Here is a 20,040-nt window from a genome sequence, read left to right on the forward strand (position 1 = left end):
CAGGCCGGCCATGACCATGACCGACTGCCACCTACGCCGGTACACCCACATCCACCGCCACAAACGGCAAGCCCAGGCTTGCCATGGCGGGCGGCACCGGAGGCATCTCCGGAGCGACCGCAGCCACGATCTTCACCGAGACCGTCTTGTCCGCCGCGCGGACATCGGGACTCGCGTTGGTCACTGCAACCGACCACACCGGCTCACCGGTCGTCTTGTCACGCTGCTCGACGGGACGGTCTCTCGTGCTCGCGTCGAAGTCGAGTACCGGGGTGACCTCCCCACTCAGGAAGGCCCCCATGAGGAAACACGAACTGGTGGTGCACAGGGATCGGTCCCCTGATCAAAGCGGCATCAGCCTCCTCGACAGCTGATCCCCGCCCAAGCCGGCACACTTGCACTCCGACAAATGACCTGACTCGGCAGGCTTATAGCCAGTAAACGACACGAGAAGGCCAGTAGATCCCGCTATACCGGAAGGCATCGATCAGGCATTACCAAATCAGGAATCCACTTTTATAATCCTGCCCGCGCCGAAACGGTGCCGCAGGCAAACCGCGCACGGAGGCGACTGAACACTGCATATGACGTTGGCGATCATCTCTCCTCCTCTTCTGTCTCTCGCGGTCTACGCCGGGAAGTAGATTAGCTCAGAAACTGCGTATTGGAGAACATCTCCATCTCTATCTCTCAGCTTGGCGGCAATATAACCTTCCCTTCCCGGTAGCTCGTCTCCAATGCTCTTCACAAGTGCGCCGACAAGTTCTATTTTATAATCACCATTCTCGTCGCGCTCTCCCTCTGCAAAGGACCTCTCTCGATCACTTCCTTTATCGTCTTCATTTGCGATGACGTATACGCTCAGCGAATCCGAACTTTTGAAGCCTGTGACCGTCACGATGATCGGCCCACCCGGGTAGGTGGGATCGGTATAGTTCACTGCCGGTTCGGCCGAAGCGGGGGTTGCGGGCGCGGAAGATTCGGGATTGGAAGGAGGGCTTGCTTCGGGGGTGTCGGACCCGAGTGCTGGACTGGCAATAGGTGATACTTTCGCACTGGTCGACTCGCCAGGTAATCCAAGTGCATTTCTGACTTCCGGAACGACGATAACGGCGGCCAGCGCACTCACCCCGGCTAGTATGATTGCGATCAGAACTGGAATCGGCCACTGCTTCGGAGGGCTTTCCATCTAACATCCTTTCACGGCATCGTCGATTATCTTCGCTGCCATGCTTGCAGAGTAGCCGTCACTGTCGATGGCGAGCATCCCTACTCGTTTACAGCCGATGGGCTTTAGTCCCTATCTTCGGGTCATTCTTTCCAAGTATCAGTGGATCGGACGAGTCGGTTCAAGGTCGACGCGCCATCTGACTGGAAGGGCCGGTGAGCCCTCATGTGCCAGTCTCCAGGTTTCGGCTGGACTGAATTCCAGGCAGCAGGAGTTCATTATCCGGACTTGGCCAACAAGATCGAATTACCCGAGGGGCAGGATCGACCCCGGTTGACCTTGTTGGCGCGTCTAGTCCCACATGATGCTTGACGTTTCTGTCCCAGCACATGCTTGACGGGTGGGCTAGAAAACATGACCGGCCTGCATTGCCGAATTGTTCTTATAGATGTCAAGGCGCGGCCTGACGGCCGCGCGGGCGGCAGAACGCCGCCCTCCGCTCGCCGGGCATGCGGCCTCCGGCCGGGCCCGGCGAGGAGCGGCAAGCCGCCCGAAAGCGCGTAATGTCACCCAAAACATCAAAGCTCAGACACCGAGGCGGCACTGCCAACAATCATGCGCCAAGCCTCATGTGCCAAGCGCTCCCGAGGGGCAACCCGCTGGCGAAAGCGGCAGCAGGCACCACCGGCAACCACCACCCCGGTGTCACCGGAGACGCAAGAGTCCCGAACGCGCGGAATCGATCCCCGCCGGTCACATGCCGGTAGCCATCGCCAATCTTGATCAGTAGCACTACGGTTCAACATCATGAAACGACGGTGGGGGTGTCTGGCAGCCGCCCTGGTGCCGCTGGTCGGCCTATTCTTCTTGATCATGACCCCCGTCTGGCGCGACGACGCACGTCTCGACGCCTTCCACCAAAAGGCGATCAGCTACCCGCGCCCACCGCACACGCGCGAGTTCCACCACAGGGATGACGCGACATCCGGCCCCAATCTGACAGGAGGCAGCGGAGACTACTGCGAATACCGGGTGAGGATCACGCTGCTGACCACCCTGCCCCCGCAGAGAATCCGCGACCACTACAGCAAGGCCAAAATCCCAGGGTTCCAACACGACGTGATGGTCTCCGTCTACTTCAAGGACCCCGAATCCGGCGAGAGCCAGTTCATCGTCGAGTTCATCGATACCTATCGAAACCCCTGGGACTTGCTCTGCGGCGCCCTCTAACCACCCACGACTTCATTGCAGAGCGTCAGCCGACATCCGAGACAATGGACACGATCGACTCGCGACGCCACCCTTCAGTGCGGCCCGTGCCAGTGCCGGCCGAACTCGCTCGACGATCCCCCCTATGGGGTGACCTACGGTCATTCCGCCGGCCCAGCCACTGCCGCACGGATGAAGACCCGTACCGCCACAGCTCGGAAATACAGCACCTACCCCATGATTCGATCTGCCGAACTATGTGAATAAAGGTGGGGTGGGGAGCGGACCGGACACGCTACGACCCATCCCGCCCCCCGTACCGCCGAACCGGTCGCATGCGCGGGAGACACACGCGACAGCCCATCTCTTCGGGTCCGCTGCCGAGTACCCGGGATGAAGGGCCACCGGCCCAGCGCCGTCTCAGCCCACCCTCAGCGCTCTCAATCTGCACCGCCGTGCAACCGAGCCGGGCTCCGTCAAGGACGGCCCTGTACGTAGGGCAACCAGTCACCGTGGAAGGTCACCGGGCGATGTACACGCAAGGCCATCCTTGACTGACCTCCGCCCGATAGACCCGGAGGGGGCAGCCAGCGGGAGCAGCGCAGGAGTGGCACACCCGCCGAAGCCACTCCCAGACGCCAGCTGAATCCCCCGCCGGAGCACGGCCGGCCTCTTCTATTGGACGAGGCGTGAGGTCACGGTTGGGTCACGCTCCAAGCGGCCTAAATGCCCAGGTCAGAAGGGCTTTCACTAGGTCTCTCTAAGAAGGTGCGTTTGACCAGCCACAGACGCTCCCTCGCAATCTAAACGAGGTTCTTGCCCGAGATCTTGAAGGAGACGGGACCGTTCGGGGTGTGCGCGATGACCGTGCTCCCCGAACAGGTCACCTGGCCGTCGGCCGTGCCCGGCACGACCACGGTGAGCAGGCTCTTGGCCGACGGCGAGACGATCACCGGGGCAGCGGTCTTCTGCATGTAAGTCTGGGAGATCCAGCCCTGGAAGGGCTTCGGCCGGCCCGCCACGATCTTCTGGCCCTTGACCGGCTTGCAGCCCGGCAGCGCGAACTGCACGACGGAGGCCCGCCAGTCGTTGTCCTTGACCACGACCCGGCCGCCGCTGTTGCCGACGACCGACATGCGCGGGTCGAGGTGCCAGAGGTTGCCCACCTTCCCGGACGCGACCGTGTCGAGGACCGCCATGACGTCCTTCTTGTCGTGGTTGACCAGCACGGCCCGGGTCCGGCTGACGCCGTACGCCTTGTCGGTCAGCGTGTACGACTGGCGGTCGCCCGCGAGCGTCTTCTTGGTCAGCGACGACGGGGTGTGCGGCCGCAGCTTGCGGCCCTGCGGGATCGGGACGTTGTGGGCCTCGGGGCTGAGGGTCCAGTTCCGGTAGGGGCTCGGCTCGTAGGAGTGGAACCCGGCCTCGGTCAGGATCGGCCGGCCCTGGGCGTAGTAGGTGACGCCGAGGTGGTCTTCGTGGCCGTGGAACTTCATGCCGGGGCCGTACCGGATCGAGTAGTAGGAGGCCTCTTTGGAATCCCAGGCGGACCGCCCGAAGACGTACCCGGCCTTGTAGATCTGGACCTTCGAGTCGGGCCGGGCGTAGGCGGCCGGCTGCACGTCGGCCGCGCCGTCGCCGATCGGCACCAGGAAGCCGTTGGGCATCGTGGCCGCCGAAATGTGCTCGGGCATCCGGTCGAAGCGATCGGCCAGGTCGGCGGGGACCTTCAGGCCGCACTCGCGGATCCGGTCCATGGCGACCTTGAGCCGGTCGTGGAAGTAGATCGCGTAGCGCGGCGACTGCTCCAGCAGGGCGCCCTGGGAGTCGACGTCCATCTTGGTGGTCGTGGTCATCCGGCTCAGCGCCTTGGACTTCCAGGCGGCGTTCCCCATGCGGCAGCCGACGCCCAGCAGGGCGATGTCGGCGTCGAGCCCGTGGTTGTGGCCCCACTTGTAGTTCGAGTTGTCGGTGAGGAACCGCGCGTGGGCGTTCAGGCTGTCGGTCAGCCACTTGGCCGAGACGTGCTTCGACAGGCACACCAGCACCGGCGTCCGCAGCGAGACGGTGTGCTCGGCCCACGCCAGCTTCGGTGTGCTGCGCCCGTGGCGGGGGTTCTTCTCGATCCAGTCCTTGATCACGGCGGTGCCGCGGGCCAGATAGGAGGCCTTGCCGGTGGTCTCGTAGTCGGCCACCAGCCGCCCGGCCCAGCGCAACGACTGGAACACCATGACCCACGACCGGTTCTTGTACGGATCGAGCCGCCAGTTGACCCTGTCACCGATCTTGACGGGGTCGAGATCGAGGAACCCCAGCTCACCGTCCATGACCTCGGGGGAGGTCGGCGTCGAGGGCAGCCACTCCCCCTGACACTCGGGCGTCTTCGCCACGGCATGGGCGGGCCCGGCCTGAATCAGGCTGCCTAACACGACAAGAACGGCGAACACGCCGAATTGGATACGGCGCGTCACGCCAGTTCCTTCCATACGGGGGGCGCGGCTCATGCTGGCCGAACGTCGCACGGGCGGTCAAGTCGGTCGGCGGACCCTGAGAAACACCGGGGAACCCGGAACGTGCCAGCTAGGCCGAGGGGCCGGCGCTCTGGACCACGTCGAACGTCCACACCTCGGCCTGCCCCTGCCCGTGCCCCTGGCCCGCCCACTTCTGGAAGTCCTCTTCGCTGCGCCAGCGCGTGTAGACCAGGTACTTGTCCGTTCCCTCGACCGGGCGCAGCAGTTCGAACCACTCGAAGCCGTCGGCCGACTCCACCATTCCGGCCCGCCCGGCGAACCGCTTTTCGAGGTCGTCCCGCATGTCGGCCGGGATGGTCAGGACGTTGATCTTCACTACCGATGCCATGGCGCCACCTTATGAGGCACTAGCCTGGGACGGTGCGTATCGCGAGGTTCTCCACTGGTGGCGGGGTCGCCTTCGGTGTGGTCGAAGAGGGCGAGCAGGTGCTCGCGAGGATCGACGGTCATCCCTTCGGCGGGGTGTCGCTGACGGGGGAGCGGTTCCCCGTCGCCGAGGTCCGCATGGTGGCGCCCATGCTGCCGTCCAAGGTCGTGGCGATCGGGCGCAACTACGCCGACCACGCCAAGGAGATGGGCAACGACGTACCGGCCGAGCCGATGATCTTCCTGAAGCCGTCGACGTCGGTGATCGGGCACAACGAGCCCATCGCCTATCCCGAGAATCTCACCCAGCACGTCGACTACGAGGGCGAGCTCGCCGTCGTCATCGGGCGGCTCTGCCGCGACGTGCCGGCCGAGCGGGCGAAAGACGTCATCCTCGGCTACACCTGCGCCAACGACGTGACCGCCCGTGACCTGCAGAAGAAAGACGTGCAGTTCACCCGGGCCAAGGGGTTCGACACGTTCTGCCCGCTCGGGCCGTGGATCGAGACCGACCTCGACGCGTCCGACCTCGCGCTGACCACCACGGTCAACGGCGAGCTGCGGCAGAGCGGGCGCACCTCGCAGCTGATCTTCGACATCCCGGCGCTCATCGCCCACGTGACCGCCGTCATGACCCTCCTGCCGGGTGACGTCATCCTCACCGGCACTCCCGCCGGCGTCGGGCCGGTCAAGCCCGGTGACGAGGTCTCCGTGGGCATCGAAGGCATTGGAACTCTCACCAACAGGGTTGTCTCTCGTGACTGAGGTACGTGTTCGCTTCGCGCCGTCCCCCACCGGCATGTTCCACGTGGGCGGCGCCCGGTCGGCCCTGTTCAACTGGGCCGTCGCCGAGCAGACCGGCGGCAGGTTCGTGCTCCGGATCGAGGACACCGACGCCGCCCGCAACCGCCCCGAATGGACCGAGGGCATCATCTCGGCCCTGTCGTGGATCGGCATCGACAGCTCGTCGCCGCTGTTCGAGGGCCCCTACTTCCAGTCCTCCTACGCCGACCAGCACCGCGAGACGGCCGCCCGCCTCCACAAGGAGGGCCGCGCCTACCACTGCACGTGCACCCGCGACGACGTGAAGGCCCGCACGGGTTCGGAGCACAAGGGCTACGACGGCCACTGCCGCGACCGCGGCCTGACCGAGGGCGCGCTGCGCTTCCGCACCCCCGACACCGGCGTCACCGTGGTCGAAGACCTGGTGAGGGGCACGGTCGAGTTCCCCAACGACGCGATGGAAGACTTCGTGATCTCCCGCGCCGACGGCTCGCCGTTGTTCGTGCTGGCCAACGTGGTCGACGACGTCGAGATGCGCATCACCGAGGTCGTCCGCGCCGAGGAACACCTGTCGAACACGCCGAAGCAGCAGTTGCTGTGGGAGGCCCTCGGCCACACCCCGCCCGTCTGGGCGCACGTCCCGGTGATCGTCAACGAGAAGCGCCAGAAGCTGTCGAAGCGGCGCGACAAGGTCGCCCTGGAGTCCTACCGCGACGAGGGTTACCTGGCCGAGGCCATGGTCAACTACCTGATGCTGCTCGGCTGGGGCCCCGGCGACGACCGCGAGATCATGCCGTGGTCCGAGATGGCCCCCCTGTTCGACCTCCGCAACGTGAACCTGTCGTCGGCCTTCTTCGACGAGAAGAAACTGCGCGCCTTCAACGGCGAATACATCCGCAAGCTGACCCTCGACGAGTTCGTCGAGCGCTGCGACCCGTTCCTCGACCCGGCGTGGGACCGCGCGACCTTCCAGAAGGTCGCCGAACTGGCCCAGACCCGCGTGGCGGTCCTGTCCGAGATCGCACCCAACGTCGACTTCCTGTTCCTCGACGAGCCCGTCCACGACCAGCAGTCGTGGGACAAGGCCATGAAGACGAGCGCCCAGGAGATCCTGACCGGCTACGCCGCCCGCCTCGCGACCGCCGACTGGAACCCCGAGGCGCTCAAGACCGCCCTCGAAGAGGTCGGCGCCGAACACGGCCTCAAGCTCGGCAAGGCCCAGGCCCCGGTCCGCGTGGCGATCACCGGCCGCACGGTCGGCCTCCCGCTGTTCGAGTCCATCGAGGTCCTCGGCCGCGAGAAGTCGATCGAACGCCTCAACGCGGCGCTGGCCAAGCTCTGACCCACCGGCCGCCCGCCCGATCAGGGCAGGCGGCCGTTTTCATTTTTCCGTTACGGCTCCGCCCACCCCGGCCCCGCCCGCCGCCTCCGCACCGCCCCGCGACCGGCGCTCCTCACCTGCTCCCGCCTCCCGCCGCGACGCCGGAGCAGGCGTCGACCCCAGGGTCCGGGGCCGGAAAGACCAGGGTCCACAGGGCGTCGCGTGGCTCCCACACTGGGCGCATGCGCTTACGTTCGAGGTTGTCCCGCGCGTTCGTCGCGGTCACGGTCGCCGCCACGGTCGTCCTCGCCCCGGCCGGACCGGCCTCCGCCGGGATCTGGCAGCTCACCGACGGGTTCGAGCCCGGCACCAATCCAGCGTCCCGGTGGTCGCCCACCGTCGTGGGGACCTGCTGGGGGCCCTACTACACGGGCGGGCTCGGACCCCCGCGCACCGGAACGGGGTTCGCCCACTGGCGGGTGCTCTACCGGCCCGACTGGTGCGCGATCGGGCGCACCATCCATCTCTCTCCGGTGGTGAGCCGCCCGGGGCCCATCAGGTGCAGCGCGGGCGTCTGGGCCAGGCTGCGTGGTCAGGGCCCCCACTTGAACGTCGAAGTGATCGACCCCGACACGTGGACGTACATCGCACTGAAGTCGGTGCCGTATCCGGGCTGGACGCCCGGATACACCCTCCACACGGTCAGCTGGACCGCGCAGCGCGCCGACGTCGTGCTGCGGTTCGCGATGGGGGCCACGGACAACGGGCCCTACGAAGCCGAGATCGAACTGGACGACGTCGTGGTGCAGTGCACCTACTGATCGTCAGAGGAGCCCGCGCCTCTCCAGCAGCGGCTCGATGCGCGGGTCGCGGCCCCGGAAGGCGCGGAAGGCGCCCAGCGGGTCGGTGCTGCCGCCCTTCGACAGCAGCCGCGACCGGAAGATGTCGCCGTTCTCCCTGGTCAGGCCGCCGTTCTCGGTGAACCAGTCGACCGTGTCGGCGTCGAGGACCTCGCTCCAGATGTAGGAGTAGTAGCCCGCCGCGTAGCCGCTGGCCCAGATGTGCGCGAAGTAGGTGCTGCGGTAGCGCGGCGGGACGGCGGGCAGGTCGACCCCGGCGCTCCGCAGGGCGGCGACCTCGAAGGTCTCGGCGTCGCCGCCCTCGTAGTCGGTGTGCCAGGCCCAGTCGAGCAGGGTGGCGGCCAGGTATTCGACCGTCGCGAAGCCCTGGTTGAACTTCTGGGCCTCCAGCATCCGGTCGACCAGTTCCTGGGGCATCGGCTCGCCGGTCTCGTGGTGCCTGGCGTAGTTGGCCAGGATCTCGGGATGGGTCGCCCACATCTCGTTGACCTGGGACGGGTACTCCACGAAGTCGCGCGGCACCGACGTGCCGGAGAAGCGGGGGAAGCGCACGTCGGAGAACAGGCCGTGCAGGGCGTGGCCGAACTCGTGGAACATCGTGTTGACCTCGTCGAAGGTCATCAGGGTCGGCTCGCCCTTGACGATGTTGAGGTTGTTGACCACCACCGGCCGGTAACCCTTCAGGCCCGACTGGTGGACCAGGCTGTTCATCCACGCCCCGCCGCGCTTGGACGCCCGCGCGTGGAAGTCGCCCAGGAACAGGCCCAGCGGCGAGCCGTCTTCGTTGGCGACCTCCCAGACCCGCACGTCGGGGTGGTAGCCGATGAGGTCGGGGCGCTCGGTGAACGAGAGGCCGTAGAGGCGGTGGGCGGCGTGGAAGACGCCGTCGACCAGGACGCGGTTCAGCTCGAAGTAGGGGCGCATCGCGGCGCTGTCGATGTCGTAGCGGGCCTGGCGCACCTTCTCGGCGTAGAACGACCAGTCCCAGGCCTCGATCGGGAAGCCGGCCTGCTCCTCCAGCGCCTGCTGCTCGCGGCGGGCGTTGGCGACGGCGGGGGTGACGAGCTTGTCGAGCATCTCGGTGACCGCGCCGGTGGAGCCGGCGGTCTGGTCGGCCAGGGCGTATTCGGCGTGGTTGCGGTAGCCGAGCAGGTTGGCCCGTTCGCGGCGGAGCCGGGCGATGCGGGTGATGAGCTCGGCGTTGGCCGCCCCCCGGCCGGTGGAGGCGCGGTGGACGCGCTCGCGCAGCGACCGGTCGGTCAGCGACGACAGCGCGGGCTGGCCCGTCGGGAGGACCAGCGTGATCAGGTACTTCCCGTCGAGGTCCCGCGCGCTCGCGGTCTCGCGCAGGCCGGCGATCTCGTCGGCCGACAGGCCGTCGAGGGCCGACTCGTCGTCGACCGCGACCGCGCGCGCGTTGGTGTCGTTGAGCAGGTTGAACTGGAAGGTCGCCGCCAGGCTGGACAGTTCCTCGTTGATCGCGCGGAGCCTGGCCTGCTGGTCGTCGTCGAGCTCGGCGCCGGCGCGTACGAAGTCGGTCAGGTAGCGCTGCAGGAGCCACTGCTCTTCCGGTACGTCGGTCTCCACGGCCTTGAGCCGCGCGTAGAGCGCCGGATTGAGGGCGACGGAGTCGTTGTGGGCCGCCAGCTTCGGGGTGATCTCCTGCTGGATCTCCTGGATGCGCGGGGTGGTGTCGCTGCTCGCCTGGTTGAAGAAGACGATGGAGACCCGCTGGAGCATCTCGCCGGCCCGTTCGAGGGCCTCTAGCGTGTTGGCGAAGGTCGCGGGCTCCGGCTGCGTCGCGATGGCCTCGACCTCGGCGAGGTGGTCGGCCATGGCCCGTTCGAACGCCGGAACGTAATGTTCCTCCCTGATCTCCGCGAACGGCGGCAGCCGGTAGGGCAGGGTGCTGGGCGTGAGGAACGGGTTGGTCATCGGCCGGACTCCTTCGCGAAACGGGACTTTCAGCTTGTCACACCGGTCATCGGCGAGGCGATCGGCTTTCGTTTTGGCAGTGGGCCCGGAGCTGGGCTATTCTTTCGGAGTCGCGAGCGATAAGCCCCCCGGGGAACGAGTTCGCTGATGGGGTATGGTGTAATTGGCAACACGACTGATTCTGGTTCAGTTATTCTAGGTTCGAGTCCTGGTACCCCAGCGCACGTAGTGCAGCCTTGCTCCCGTCGTCTAGTGGCCTAGGACGCCGCCCTCTCAAGGCGGTAACGGCGGTTCGAATCCGCTCGGGAGTACGAGATTTCCCTCTCACCAGCAGTTCTAGGGCTCCGTCGTCTAGCGGCCTAGGACGCCGCCCTCTCAAGGCGGTAGCGGCGGTTCGAATCCGCTCGGGGCTACATCGAAACGGGCTTCCTCACGGAAGTCCGTTTTTTTGTTGTCCTCAGATTGGATAGTGCTACTATCGATACATGAGCTATCCAGTCAGCCTGCTTGCCGACGGACGTGAAGAGGTCATCGCCGGAGCCGTGGTGCCCCACGGTGTGACCCTGATGGGCTGGGAGCGCAAGGCCCACGGGTGGTGCCGGGGAGACGCCTGCGTCCCGGCGTTCCGCTCCGCCGCGGCCGAGACCGCCGAGGGGGTCGACGTCGTCGCGTTCGCCGAACTCCTCGGGCGGCCCGTGGTGGCGGGCGAGGGGATCATCGCGGTCGGCGAGCCCGTCGCGGCCGATCTCGGCACCGCGCCCGACTTCACCCTCGACGGGTTCACCCTGTCGTCGCTGCGGGGCCGGAAGGTGTTTCTGGTCTTCTGGGCGTCGTGGTGCGGGTGCCGCTACGACCTGCCGGCCTGGCTGGCCCTCGGCGAGGAGCTGCCCGTGGAGATCGTCCCGATCTCCCTCGACCGGGCCCGTGCCGACGCCGCCGCCTGGCACGACGGCCCCGTCGACGTCGAGGGGGTGGTGGCCGAGCTCTACAACGTCGTCAACGTGCCGACCGTGGTCTGGATCGACGAGGACGGCCGCGTCGCCCGCCCCCAGGACACGATGACCGCGACCGACACCTTCCGCTCCATGAACGGCCTGTCGTCGGAGGCCGCCGTCGCGGCGCTGCGCCACTGGGCGCTGACCGGCGAGTCGGGCGCCTCGGGCCGGAGCCTGCGCCGGGCCACCGACGAGGAGCGCGCCGCCCGCCTGCACGCCCGGATCGCCGCCTGGGCCTTCCGCGAGGGCCGTCCCGACCAGGCCCGCCACCACCTGGCGGCCGCCGCCGACCTGGCCCCGCACGACGTCGCGATCAGGCGCGGGCTGATGTCGCTCGACGGAATCGACCCGTTCGGCGACGCCTACTTCGACCTCAAGGTCGAACTGGAGGACGCGGGCATCGCGATCTACCGCCCGTTGCCCGACTGGTCGTGACGATTTGCCACCGGCCAGCCCTGGGTTCCAAAATTAGACTCATGACGACCACGATGCAGAGCCGGACCCACTCCTGGGCGCCCCCGACGATCCCCGCCGACGTCGCCGAGATGTCCGGGCTGGAGTTCCTCCAGGCCATGCTCGACGGGAAGATCCCGGCGCCGCCCATCGCGGGAACCCTGGGCTTCACCATGCTCAAGGTCGAGAAGGGGCTGGCTCTGTTCGAGGGGGAGACGGGAGAGCATCAGTACAACCCGATGGGCACCGTCCACGGCGGCTACTTCGCCACCCTGCTCGACTCGGCTCTCGGGTGCGCGATCATGACGGCCCTGCCGGCCGGGCGGGCGTACACGACGGTGCAGCTCAACATCAACATGATCAGGCCCGCGTTCGCGCACACCGGGCCGCTGCGCTGTGAGGCGAAGACCCTGCACGTCGGCCGGACCACCGCCACCGCCGAAGGGTCGCTCGTGGGCGTGAACGACGGCAAGCTCTACGCCCACGGCACCACGACCTGCGCGGTCTTTCCGTTGAAGTAGACGGGTCAGTCGCCGGAGCGAGCCTTGAACAGGGCCCGCTTGGCGGCCTTGCCGACGTTGCGGTCGGGGTGGGCCTCGGCGATCGCCTCAAGCAGTTCGTCGAGGTGGGGGTGGCGGACCTTCCAGATCACCTCGAGCAGGCTGATCAGGTCGGTCGCCGGGCCGATGTCTTCGAGGCTGCTGACGAACTCGGCGCGGCCGAGGCCCGCCGAGATGGTCCACATGTCGAGGATCAGCCAGTGGGTGTCGGCCTGGGTCGGCTCGGGCGCGTCGTCGACCTCGAGCTGGGTGAGGTGGGTCGCGGCGTAGGAGCGCAGCGACTCCTCGTTGAGGGCCTTCTTCCAGGCCGGGATCGCCACCTCGCCGAGCTGACCGACCAGGGAGGCGGCCTGGACGCGTACGAGAGCGTCGGACTCGTCTTCCACGGCGGCGCCGAGCAGTTCCTCGGCGGCCTGGGCGGGCTCGCGCAGGCGCATCCAGGCGGCGAACTCGGCGTCGGCCTCCTCTTCGGACATGTCGGCGCTGAATGACAGCAGGTCGTGGGCCGTCATGGCGTCGATGGCCGGGCGGGCGTCGATGTCGAGGTCGGCCTCGTCAACGAGGTGGACGACGCCCTCGGTGCCCAGCGAGGTGAGCTGGACCGTGTCGCCCTCGACCTCGGCCATGCCGTAGCCGGTCAGCCAGTCGAGGACCGGGACCAGCGGGTCGCCGGCCGCCTCCCAGGCGGCGTCGCCCAGGTCGTCGTAGTCGCGGACCGCCTCGGCCAGCTCCTCGCGCAGGTCGTCGAGCGCCTTCTGGCCGCCGCTCAGCAGGACGCGGATCAGGGTCTCGCGGGTCAGGCCCGACAGGGCCACGGTCAGATCGTCGTCGTCGAGCTCGGGGTCGCCGTAGTCGATCGAGCCGAGGCCGAGCATCCAGGCGTCGAGGACGTCTTCGTCGTCGTCGAACGGCCAGGCGGCGGTGTCGGAGTCGATGCTCACGGTGTCTTCACCCGAGGGGGTGACGAACTCGAGGTCGATCGCCAGGTTCCACAGGTTCCACAGCTTCTGCGGGCCGGTGAGGCCGAGGGCCGTCACGGCCTCTTCGACCTCGGCGTCGGTCAGCAGCGTCGACTGGCCGACCTTGCGGTCGGTGCCGATCCAGACCGACAGGTCGCGGGCCGCGGTGATCAGCGGCACCCGGCGGGCGTCGGCGGCCAGCTCGGCGTCGGGGCGCAGCCGCAGGGTCGGCAGCTCGGCGAGCTCGTCGGCGAACGGCTCGAAGTCGCCGAGGCCCTCGTCCTCCTCGCCGTCCTCCTCGTCGTCCCACTCGGTCTCGCCGATGGCGTCTTCCATGCGGTCGACGAAGTCGTCTTCGAGCGCGTCGAGCTCGTTGAGCAGCAGTTCGAGGCGGTCGGAGGCGGCCGTCAGGCGGCCGGTCTCGTGGAGGAAGGTCAGGTAGGACCGCAGCGAGGGCACCATCGCGTCGGCGGCGGCGTCGGGGTCTTCGACCACCTGTGGCAGACGGTCGAGCATGAGGGGGCGCAGATCGTCGCGGCGCCAGTGGCCCACGTCGGAACGCTGGCTCAGGCGGTGCCACAGGGCGGCCGAGCCGACCAGGTCGGGGTCGCTTTCGGGTGCGTTGGCGGGCACCCAGAGAAGGAATTCCTGGAGCAGTGGACGCAGTTCAGCCGCGGCTGCCTCAATGCGATCTGTCACCCCGCCAGCCTAGGGCCAACGGGCGAGGCCATCTAACAGCTTCTCGGGGCGGGTTCACCGCGCGAGCCCTTGTTCCGCGCGCCGTTCAGGAGCCGTTCGCACCGGCCCGGCGCATCGCCTCGGTGATGCGGTCGGCGGCGCTCACGACGGGGGCGGCGTGGAGGCGGCCGGGGGTGCGGGTGAGGCGCTCTATGGGGCCCGAGACCGACACGGCGGCGATCACCTTGCCGCCCACGCCCCGGATGGGCGCCGACACCGAGGCGACCCCCTGCTCGCGCTCGCCGACGCTGTGGGCCCAGCCGCGCCGCCGGACGCTGGCCAGGGTCGCGGCGGTGAACTTGGCGCCGCGCAGGCCGCGGTGGAGCCGGTCGGGCTCCTCCCAGGCCAGCAGGATCTGGGCGGCCGACCCTGCGCTCATCGGCAGCGCCGACCCGACGGGAACGGTGTCACGCAGGCCGCTGGCGCGTTCCGCCGCCGCGACGCACACCCGCTCGTCGCCCTGGCGGCGGTAGAGCTGGGCGCTCTCGCCGGTGAGGTCGCGCAGCTGGGTCAGGACGGGACCCGCGACCGCGAGCAGGCGGTCTTCGCCGGCCGCAGTGGACAACTCGGACAAACGGGGGCCCAATATGAATCGGCCCTGTGTGTCGCGGGAGACGATCCGGTGATGCTCCAGGGCCACCGCGAGGCGGTGAGCAGTGGGTCGGGCCAGCCCGGTGGCCTGGACCAACTGCGCCAGCGACGCCGGTCCGGCCTCCAGGGCGTTGAGCACGAGGACGGCCTTGTCGAGTACGCCGACTCCGCTAGAGTTGTCCATACCCCGATACTGCCGTCTCGCTTATTGAGATGCAACCGCAGTAGTGGCGGTTAGAAGATACAGTGTCCATATCCCGATATATCAGTCTCATCATAAGAGACGGGACGATAACGCGAGGAGGCGTTGGAGACCATGGGACGCACACTGGCCGAGAAAGTCTGGGAGCAGCACGTCGTCAGGCGCGCCGACGGTGAGCCCGACCTGCTCTTCATCGACCTCCACCTCATTCACGAGGTGACCAGCCCGCAGGCGTTCGACGGGCTCCGCATGGCCGGGCGGCCGGTACGCCGGCCCGACCTGACCATCGCCACCGAAGACCACAACGTGCCGACGGTCCGCGGCCCGATCGCCGACCCGGTGTCCCGCACCCAGGTCGAGACGCTGCGCAAGAACGCCGCCGAGTTCGGCATCCGGCTCCACCCGATGGGCGACGCCGGCCAGGGCGTGGTGCACATCATCGGCCCGCAGTTCGGGCTCACCCAGCCGGGCATGACGATCGTCTGCGGCGACAGCCACACCTCGACCCACGGCGCCTTCGGCGGCATCGCGTTCGGCATCGGCACCTCCGAGGTCGAGCACGTGCTGGCCACGCAGACGCTGCCGGCCTACCGGCCGAAGACGATGGCGATCGAGGTCAAGGGCGCGCTGCCGTTCGGCGTCACCGCCAAAGACCTGATCCTGGCGATCATCGCCGAGATCGGCACCGGCGGCGGCCAGGGCTACATCGTCGAATACCGGGGCGAGGCGATCCGGAACCTCTCGATGGAGGGCCGGATGACGGTCTGCAACATGTCCATCGAGGCGGGCGCCCGCGCGGGCCTGATCGCCCCCGACGAGACGACCTTCAACTACCTGAAGGGCCGTCCCCACGCTCCCGAGGGCGAGGCCTGGGACGCGGCGGTCGAATACTGGAAGACGCTGTCCACCGACGACGACGCCGTCTTCGACAAGGTCGTGGAGATCGACGCCGCGACGCTCGCCCCGTTCGTCACGTGGGGGACCAACCCAGGCCAGGGCGCGCCGCTGAGCTCGGTCGTCCCGGCGCCGGAGCAGTTCGGCGACCCGATCGAGCGGTCGGCCGCCGAGCGGGCGCTGGAGTACATGGGGCTGACCGCCGGCACCCGGCTCACCGACGTCGAGGTCGACACGGTGTTCGTCGGCTCGTGCACCAACGGCCGGCTCGAAGACCTCCGGGCCGCCGCCGAGATCCTCCAGGGCCGTCAGGTCAAGACGCGCACGCTGATCGTGCCGGGCTCGATGATGGTCAAGCTCCAGGCCGAGGCCGAGGGGCTGCACGAGGTGTTCAAGGCCGCCGGGGCCGAGTGGCGGGAGGCCGGGTGCTCGATGTGCCTGGGCATGAACCCCGACACCCTCGCGCCGGGGGAGCGCAGCGCCTCCACGTCCAACCGCAACTTCGAGGGCCGGCAGGGCAAGGGTGGCCGCACCCACCTGGTGTCGCCGCAGGTCGCCGCCGCGACCGCCGTCACCGGCAAGCTGACCGCCCCCGCCGACCTCGTCTGACCCGGAGACCTCTGATGGACGCCTTCGTCACCCACACCGGCACCGCCGTCCCGCTGCGGCGCAGCAACGTCGACACCGACCAGATCATCCCGGCGGTCTGGCTCAAGCAGGTCAGCCGCACCGGCTTCGAGAGGGGCCTGTTCGCCGCCTGGCGCGAAGACCCCTCGTTCGTGCTGAACGACCCGGCCTACACCGGCGCCTCGATCCTGGTGTCCGGTCCCGACTTCGGCACCGGCTCCTCCCGCGAGCACGCCGTCTGGGCCCTGCAGCAGTACGGCTTCCGCGTCGTCATCGCCGCCCGCTTCGGCGACATCTTCCGCAACAACTCCACCAAGATGGGCCTGCTCCCGGTGATCCTTTCACCGGAGGCGGTCGAGACGCTCCAGAAGGCCGTCGAGGCCGACCCGGCCACCGAGATCACCGTCGACCTGGCCGAGCGCCAGGTGCGGGCGGCGGGCGAGACGTGGTCGTTCGAGATCGACGACTACACCCGCTGGCGCCTCATGGAGGGCCTCGACGACATCGGCCTGACCCTCCGGCACGCCGACGCCATCGCGGCGTACGAGAGCGAGCGGCAGCCGTGGCTGCCGAAGACGGCCTGAGCGGTCCGGACGACGACCGGGCCGAAGAACTGGCGCGGCGGCTGCGCGACGCGCAGCGCCGCGTCCGGGACCTACCCTTGACAGGGGAGGAGCGGGAACGTGTCGCTCGGAGGCTGCTCGCGATCTGTGATGCGGCAAAGCGCGACATTCCCCACGCAACCACCCGTTTGGAGGGCTTCATCGCCTTCCTGGACGGCGAATTCGACACGCCGAGTGGCGGTGAATTCACGTAAGGTGATTGAGTCGCGCGCGTTCCTCCCCTACTTTCAAAGCGCGTAAGGGGGAGGAACCACATGAACAAGAAGGAACTCGTCGACGCCATCGCCGACCGCGTCGGTGACAAGAAGACGGCGACCGAAGCGATCAACGCCGTCATCGACGCCATTCAGCACGCCGTGGCCAGCGGCGACAAGGTCTCGATCACCGGGTTCGGCGCTTTCGAAATGGCGCACAAGCCGGCCCGCACCGCGCGTAACCCTTCCACGGGTGAGCCGATCAAGGTCGCCGAGAGCTGGGCGCCGAAGTTCCGTCCGGGGGCCGATTTCAAGGAACTGGTCAACGCGGGCGGAAAGAAGGCCCACAAGAAGAAGTAACGCGGACGGCCGAAGCTGGCCGTATACGCGGAAAACGGCGCACCCGATGCAAACGATCGTTTCGGGGGCGCCGTTCCTATTCACGGCACCGGAAATGTGCCCAGCGTAATGAACGAGATCACGCCGTCGGTCAGCACGATGTTGACCCGCTGGCCCGGCCGGAGCAGCCGCAGCGGGCCCGCGTCGAAGGCCGCGGCCGGGAACGGCACCTCGGTGCCGTCGTCGAGGTAGACCGACCCTGACCGGGTCTCGTCGTCGAAGGTCTTCACCGTCGCCTGCACGCCGTCAGGGTAGTCGATGTAGGACGCCAGGCCCCTGAGGATGACGTCGAGGCCGAGCTCGAACCGGTAGTCGTTGGTCTCGCCGGTCATGTAGGGCGCCATCGCCGTCAGGTTCGGGTAGTCGTCGGCCGGCAGGTCGCGGAAGTAGCTCTCCATCTGCTCCATGACCTCGGCCCACTCCTCGGGGGTGGAGGCCTTGAAGCGCTGCTCCCAGGTGCTCTCCTCCAGGGTGAACCCTTCGAGGAAGGTCGACAGCAGGTCGCCCGCGATCGCCGCGACCCGGTCGGGCAGGCCGCCGGAGCGCAGGATCGCCATCAGCCGCTCGACGTTGGGCATCAGCTCGGGCGTGAACGGCACGTGCTGCATCGAGATCCAGGCCAGGTCGCGGTGGGCGCGCAGGCGCTCCCGGCCGGCCCTCGCGAAGTCCTTGACCTGTTCCATCCAGTTGACCGGGTCGGGCTCGGGCAGGCCGGCGCCGACGAACAGGCGCTCGTACATGAGCTTGAACAGCTCTTCCTTGTTCTGCACGTGGGCGTAGAGGGCCGAGACCGCGACGCCGAGCTCGGCGGCGACCTGGCGCATGCTCATGCGGTGGTAGCCCTCGCGGTCGAGCACGACGTAGGCGGCGTCGACGATGCGGTCGCGGCTGAGCGGGACCTTCGCCGGACGCTTGGGCTCCTGCTCGTTCTTCTCCCACGGGGGCGTCGGCACGGTCATGGCGCCAACCCTTTCAGATGAACAGTGTTCTTGCTTACTGAACACTGTTCATGCTAGAACAGTGTTCACTTCATTATGAACACTGTTCTCCTCCCGGGGGTAATCGCATGTCCCACACCACGGTCACGGAGGTGACGGAGGGCTACCGATGGCGCTGGCCGGCCCTCTTCGTCATCCTCGGCGCCGAGATCATGGACCTGATCGACGCCATGGTCACCAACATCGCCGGCCCGCACATCCAGGCCGAGCTGGGCGGATCCGAGACGCTGCTCCAGTGGCTCGGCGCCGCCTACACCCTGGCCATGGCCACCGGCCTGCTCACCGGCGGCCGGCTCGGCGACGTCTTCGGCCGGCGCCGGATGTTCATCATCGGCGCCGTCGGCTTCACCGTCAGCTCGCTGCTCTGCGGCCTGGCGATGTCGCCCGAGATGCTCGTCGCCTCCCGAGCCCTCCAGGGCCTGTTCGCCGCCGTCATGCTGCCGCAGGGGCTCGGCATGCTGCGCGAGATGTTCCCGCCCGCCGAGATGGGCAAGGCGTTCGGCATGTTCGGGCCGGTCATGGGCCTGGCGTCGGTCGGGGGGCCGATTCTGGCCGGGTGGCTGGTCGACGCCGACTTCTTCGGCACCGGCTGGCGCATGATCTTCCTGATCAACCTGCCCGTCGGCCTGCTGGCCGTCGCGGGCGGCCTGCGCTACCTGCCCGAGTCGAAGTCGCCCACCCCGCCCTCGCTCGACCTGGTCGGCGTCGTGCTGGCCTCGATCGCCGGGCTGCTCGTCGTGTTCCCGCTGGTCCAGGGCCGTGAGCACGACTGGCCCGCATGGGCCTTCGTGATGCTGGCCGCCTCGGTCGCGGTGTTCGGGCTGTTCGGGTGGTACCAGGGCCGGCGCACCCGCACCGGACGCGACCCGCTGATCGAGGGCAGCCTGTTCCGCAAGCGCGCCTTCAACGGCGGCCTGGTCACCGGGCTGGTCTTCTTCTCCGGCATGTCGGGCTTCATGCTCGTCTTCAACCTCTACACCCAGATCGGGCTGCACTACTCGCCGCTGAAGGCGGGCCTGGCGGGCGTCCCGTGGTCAGTCGGCATGATCATCGGCTTCGGGCTGGTCCAGCCGCTCATGAAGCACGGCCGGGCCTGCCTCCAGGGCGGCGCGCTGCTGATGACCCTCGGCGTCGTGCTCGTCTGGGTGACCCTCCAGATCGCCGGGCTCGGCGTCACCCCCTGGCAGCTCACCCCGGCCCTGATCATCACCGGCGTCGGCATGGGCTTCCTGATGGCGCCCTTCTTCAACCTGGTGCTCGCCGGGGTGGAGCCCCGCGAGACCGGCTCGGCGTCGGGCACCCTCACGGCGGTGCAGCAGCTCGGCGGGGCGTTCGGGGTGGCGCTGCTCGGCACGGTCTTCTTCGACCTGCTCGGCGACCGGCCCAGCCCCGCCACGTTCGAGACCGCGATGGAGACCACGCTCTGGGTGGTCGCCGGGATGCTGCTGCTCACCTTCGTGGTGTCGTTCCTGCTCCCCAAGCACGTCAGGGAAGAGGACCTGCAGCACTAGGGCCTGTTTCGAAGTAGGTATGCGCTGCGGCGTGTCGTGGCCGGGTACGCGAAGAGGTCTCCGGTAAGTGGGTTGATCGACCAAGAAAAACCTGATCACCGGAGACCTCGTGGCCACCTTAGC

General features: G+C 68.0%; 19 protein-coding genes and 3 tRNA genes. 14 read left to right on the plus strand and 8 right to left on the minus strand.

Translation table 11 applies throughout. The annotated features are described in order from the left end of the window. Nucleotides 1-31: 31 nt before the first annotated feature. Both FDA94_RS13335 and FDA94_RS13340 read right to left on the minus strand, forming a co-directional pair. Nucleotides 32-301: a hypothetical protein gene (locus FDA94_RS13335; RefSeq protein WP_137247375.1), complete on the minus strand. Its 270-nt coding sequence runs from the start codon at nt 299-301 to the stop codon at nt 32-34. A 327-nt stretch (nt 302-628) separates the two neighbouring features. Beyond that, a complete protein-coding gene (locus tag FDA94_RS13340) occupies nt 629-1,189 on the minus strand; it encodes a hypothetical protein (RefSeq protein ID WP_170990910.1) in 561 nt (186 codons plus the stop codon). 786 nt (nt 1,190-1,975) lie between these two features. Between FDA94_RS13340 and FDA94_RS13345 the strand changes: the two genes are divergently transcribed. Beyond that, nucleotides 1,976-2,398 (plus strand): hypothetical protein, encoded by a 423-nt coding sequence (locus FDA94_RS13345; protein ID WP_137247377.1) that lies wholly within the window; start codon nt 1,976-1,978, stop codon nt 2,396-2,398. A 782-nt stretch (nt 2,399-3,180) separates the two neighbouring features. On the opposite strand, the gene FDA94_RS13350 is transcribed toward FDA94_RS13345, so the two are convergent. Then, complete coding sequence (locus FDA94_RS13350) at nt 3,181-4,848, minus strand: heparinase II/III family protein (protein WP_246059833.1); 1,668 nt, start codon at nt 4,846-4,848, stop codon at nt 3,181-3,183. A 109-nt stretch (nt 4,849-4,957) separates the two neighbouring features. Next, nucleotides 4,958-5,236, minus strand: a complete 279-nt coding sequence (locus tag FDA94_RS13355) for an antibiotic biosynthesis monooxygenase family protein (protein ID WP_137247379.1) — start codon at nt 5,234-5,236, stop codon at nt 4,958-4,960. Nucleotides 5,237-5,268: 32 nt separating this feature from the next. On the opposite strand from FDA94_RS13355, the gene FDA94_RS13360 reads away from it, so the two are divergent. The 3 genes from FDA94_RS13360 (at nt 5,269) to FDA94_RS13370 (ending at nt 8,199) form a co-directional block, all read left to right on the plus strand. Beyond that, a complete protein-coding gene (locus FDA94_RS13360) occupies nt 5,269-6,039 on the plus strand; it encodes a fumarylacetoacetate hydrolase family protein (RefSeq protein WP_137247380.1) in 771 nt (256 codons plus the stop codon). Beyond that, the gene (gene gltX, locus FDA94_RS13365) at nt 6,032-7,399 is read left to right on the plus strand and encodes a glutamate--tRNA ligase (RefSeq protein ID WP_137247381.1); all 1,368 of its coding nucleotides are present in this window, start codon (nt 6,032-6,034) and stop codon (nt 7,397-7,399) included. The genes FDA94_RS13360 and gltX overlap by 8 nt, the downstream gene beginning before the upstream one ends. Nucleotides 7,400-7,620: 221 nt before the next feature. Next, entirely contained in the window at nt 7,621-8,199 is a 579-nt protein-coding gene (locus FDA94_RS13370; RefSeq protein WP_137247382.1) for a hypothetical protein, read from the plus strand. Between the two features lie 3 nt (nt 8,200-8,202). Here FDA94_RS13370 and FDA94_RS13375 read toward each other — a convergent pair whose 3' ends face one another. Continuing rightward, the gene (locus tag FDA94_RS13375; RefSeq protein ID WP_137247383.1) at nt 8,203-10,173 is read right to left on the minus strand and encodes a M3 family metallopeptidase; all 1,971 of its coding nucleotides are present in this window, start codon (nt 10,171-10,173) and stop codon (nt 8,203-8,205) included. A gap of 148 nt (nt 10,174-10,321) precedes the next feature. Here FDA94_RS13375 and FDA94_RS13380 point away from each other — a divergent pair. The 5 genes from FDA94_RS13380 (at nt 10,322) to FDA94_RS13400 (ending at nt 12,142) form a co-directional block, all read left to right on the plus strand. Then, a tRNA-Gln gene (locus FDA94_RS13380) sits at nt 10,322-10,393 on the plus strand. 18 nt (nt 10,394-10,411) lie between these two features. Then, nucleotides 10,412-10,484 (plus strand) — tRNA-Glu (locus FDA94_RS13385). Between the two features lie 29 nt (nt 10,485-10,513). Continuing rightward, nucleotides 10,514-10,586, plus strand: a tRNA-Glu gene (locus tag FDA94_RS13390). Between the two features lie 72 nt (nt 10,587-10,658). Then, on the plus strand, nt 10,659-11,603 hold the full coding sequence (locus FDA94_RS41075; protein ID WP_281286584.1) for a TlpA disulfide reductase family protein: 945 nt from the start codon (nt 10,659-10,661) through the stop codon (nt 11,601-11,603). A 41-nt stretch (nt 11,604-11,644) separates the two neighbouring features. Next, nucleotides 11,645-12,142 (plus strand): PaaI family thioesterase, encoded by a 498-nt coding sequence (locus FDA94_RS13400; protein ID WP_137247384.1) that lies wholly within the window; start codon nt 11,645-11,647, stop codon nt 12,140-12,142. A 5-nt stretch (nt 12,143-12,147) separates the two neighbouring features. On the opposite strand, the gene FDA94_RS13405 is transcribed toward FDA94_RS13400, so the two are convergent. Together FDA94_RS13405 and FDA94_RS13410 are read right to left on the minus strand one after the other, a co-directional pair. Next, nucleotides 12,148-13,839: a hypothetical protein gene (locus FDA94_RS13405; RefSeq protein ID WP_137247385.1), complete on the minus strand. Its 1,692-nt coding sequence runs from the start codon at nt 13,837-13,839 to the stop codon at nt 12,148-12,150. 85 nt (nt 13,840-13,924) lie between these two features. Continuing rightward, a complete protein-coding gene (locus FDA94_RS13410) occupies nt 13,925-14,653 on the minus strand; it encodes an IclR family transcriptional regulator (RefSeq protein WP_062349501.1) in 729 nt (242 codons plus the stop codon). 132 nt (nt 14,654-14,785) lie between these two features. On the opposite strand from FDA94_RS13410, the gene leuC reads away from it, so the two are divergent. From leuC to FDA94_RS13430, 4 genes are read left to right on the plus strand one after another with little or no spacing between them, the layout of a single operon-like run. Beyond that, a complete protein-coding gene (leuC, locus tag FDA94_RS13415; RefSeq protein WP_137247386.1) occupies nt 14,786-16,174 on the plus strand; it encodes a 3-isopropylmalate dehydratase large subunit in 1,389 nt (462 codons plus the stop codon). 14 nt (nt 16,175-16,188) lie between these two features. Further along, nucleotides 16,189-16,776: a 3-isopropylmalate dehydratase small subunit gene (gene leuD / locus FDA94_RS13420; RefSeq protein ID WP_137247387.1), complete on the plus strand. Its 588-nt coding sequence runs from the start codon at nt 16,189-16,191 to the stop codon at nt 16,774-16,776. Then, entirely contained in the window at nt 16,755-17,009 is a 255-nt protein-coding gene (locus FDA94_RS13425) for an SCO5555 family protein (protein WP_137247388.1), read from the plus strand. Before leuD ends, FDA94_RS13425 begins: the two co-directional genes overlap by 22 nt. A 60-nt stretch (nt 17,010-17,069) precedes the next feature. Beyond that, the gene (locus tag FDA94_RS13430; RefSeq protein ID WP_062349503.1) at nt 17,070-17,369 is read left to right on the plus strand and encodes an HU family DNA-binding protein; all 300 of its coding nucleotides are present in this window, start codon (nt 17,070-17,072) and stop codon (nt 17,367-17,369) included. Between the two features lie 80 nt (nt 17,370-17,449). Here FDA94_RS13430 and FDA94_RS13435 read toward each other — a convergent pair whose 3' ends face one another. After that, a complete protein-coding gene (locus FDA94_RS13435) occupies nt 17,450-18,367 on the minus strand; it encodes a TetR/AcrR family transcriptional regulator (protein WP_137247389.1) in 918 nt (305 codons plus the stop codon). Nucleotides 18,368-18,474: 107 nt separating this feature from the next. On the opposite strand from FDA94_RS13435, the gene FDA94_RS13440 reads away from it, so the two are divergent. Continuing rightward, on the plus strand, nt 18,475-19,917 hold the full coding sequence (locus tag FDA94_RS13440) for an MFS transporter (RefSeq protein WP_137247390.1): 1,443 nt from the start codon (nt 18,475-18,477) through the stop codon (nt 19,915-19,917). The last annotated feature ends 123 nt before the right edge of the window (nt 19,918-20,040 follow it).

This window comes from Herbidospora galbida, from assembly GCF_005233835.1.
GTDB classification, from domain to species: Bacteria; Actinomycetota; Actinomycetes; order Streptosporangiales; family Streptosporangiaceae; genus Herbidospora; species Herbidospora galbida.

Bases quoted from the DNA above. Each gene is read 5' to 3' on its own strand.
- FDA94_RS13335 (WP_137247375.1), bottom strand. From the start codon at position 301: ATGGGGGCCTTCCTGAGTGGGGAGGTCACCCCGGTACTCGACTTCGAC.
- FDA94_RS13340 (WP_170990910.1), bottom strand. From the start codon at position 1,189: ATGGAAAGCCCTCCGAAGCAGTGGCCGATTCCAGTTCTGATCGCAATC.
- FDA94_RS13345 (WP_137247377.1), top strand. From the start codon at position 1,976: ATGAAACGACGGTGGGGGTGTCTGGCAGCCGCCCTGGTGCCGCTGGTC.
- FDA94_RS13355 (WP_137247379.1), bottom strand. From the start codon at position 5,236: ATGGCATCGGTAGTGAAGATCAACGTCCTGACCATCCCGGCCGACATG.
- FDA94_RS13370 (WP_137247382.1), top strand. From the start codon at position 7,621: ATGCGCTTACGTTCGAGGTTGTCCCGCGCGTTCGTCGCGGTCACGGTC.
- FDA94_RS13375 (WP_137247383.1), bottom strand. From the start codon at position 10,173: ATGACCAACCCGTTCCTCACGCCCAGCACCCTGCCCTACCGGCTGCCG.
- FDA94_RS41075 (WP_281286584.1), top strand. From the start codon at position 10,659: ATGAGCTATCCAGTCAGCCTGCTTGCCGACGGACGTGAAGAGGTCATC.
- FDA94_RS13400 (WP_137247384.1), top strand. From the start codon at position 11,645: ATGACGACCACGATGCAGAGCCGGACCCACTCCTGGGCGCCCCCGACG.
- FDA94_RS13410 (WP_062349501.1), bottom strand. From the start codon at position 14,653: ATGGACAACTCTAGCGGAGTCGGCGTACTCGACAAGGCCGTCCTCGTG.
- leuC (WP_137247386.1), top strand. From the start codon at position 14,786: ATGGGACGCACACTGGCCGAGAAAGTCTGGGAGCAGCACGTCGTCAGG.
- leuD (WP_137247387.1), top strand. From the start codon at position 16,189: ATGGACGCCTTCGTCACCCACACCGGCACCGCCGTCCCGCTGCGGCGC.
- FDA94_RS13430 (WP_062349503.1), top strand. From the start codon at position 17,070: ATGAACAAGAAGGAACTCGTCGACGCCATCGCCGACCGCGTCGGTGAC.
- FDA94_RS13435 (WP_137247389.1), bottom strand. From the start codon at position 18,367: ATGACCGTGCCGACGCCCCCGTGGGAGAAGAACGAGCAGGAGCCCAAG.
- FDA94_RS13440 (WP_137247390.1), top strand. From the start codon at position 18,475: ATGTCCCACACCACGGTCACGGAGGTGACGGAGGGCTACCGATGGCGC.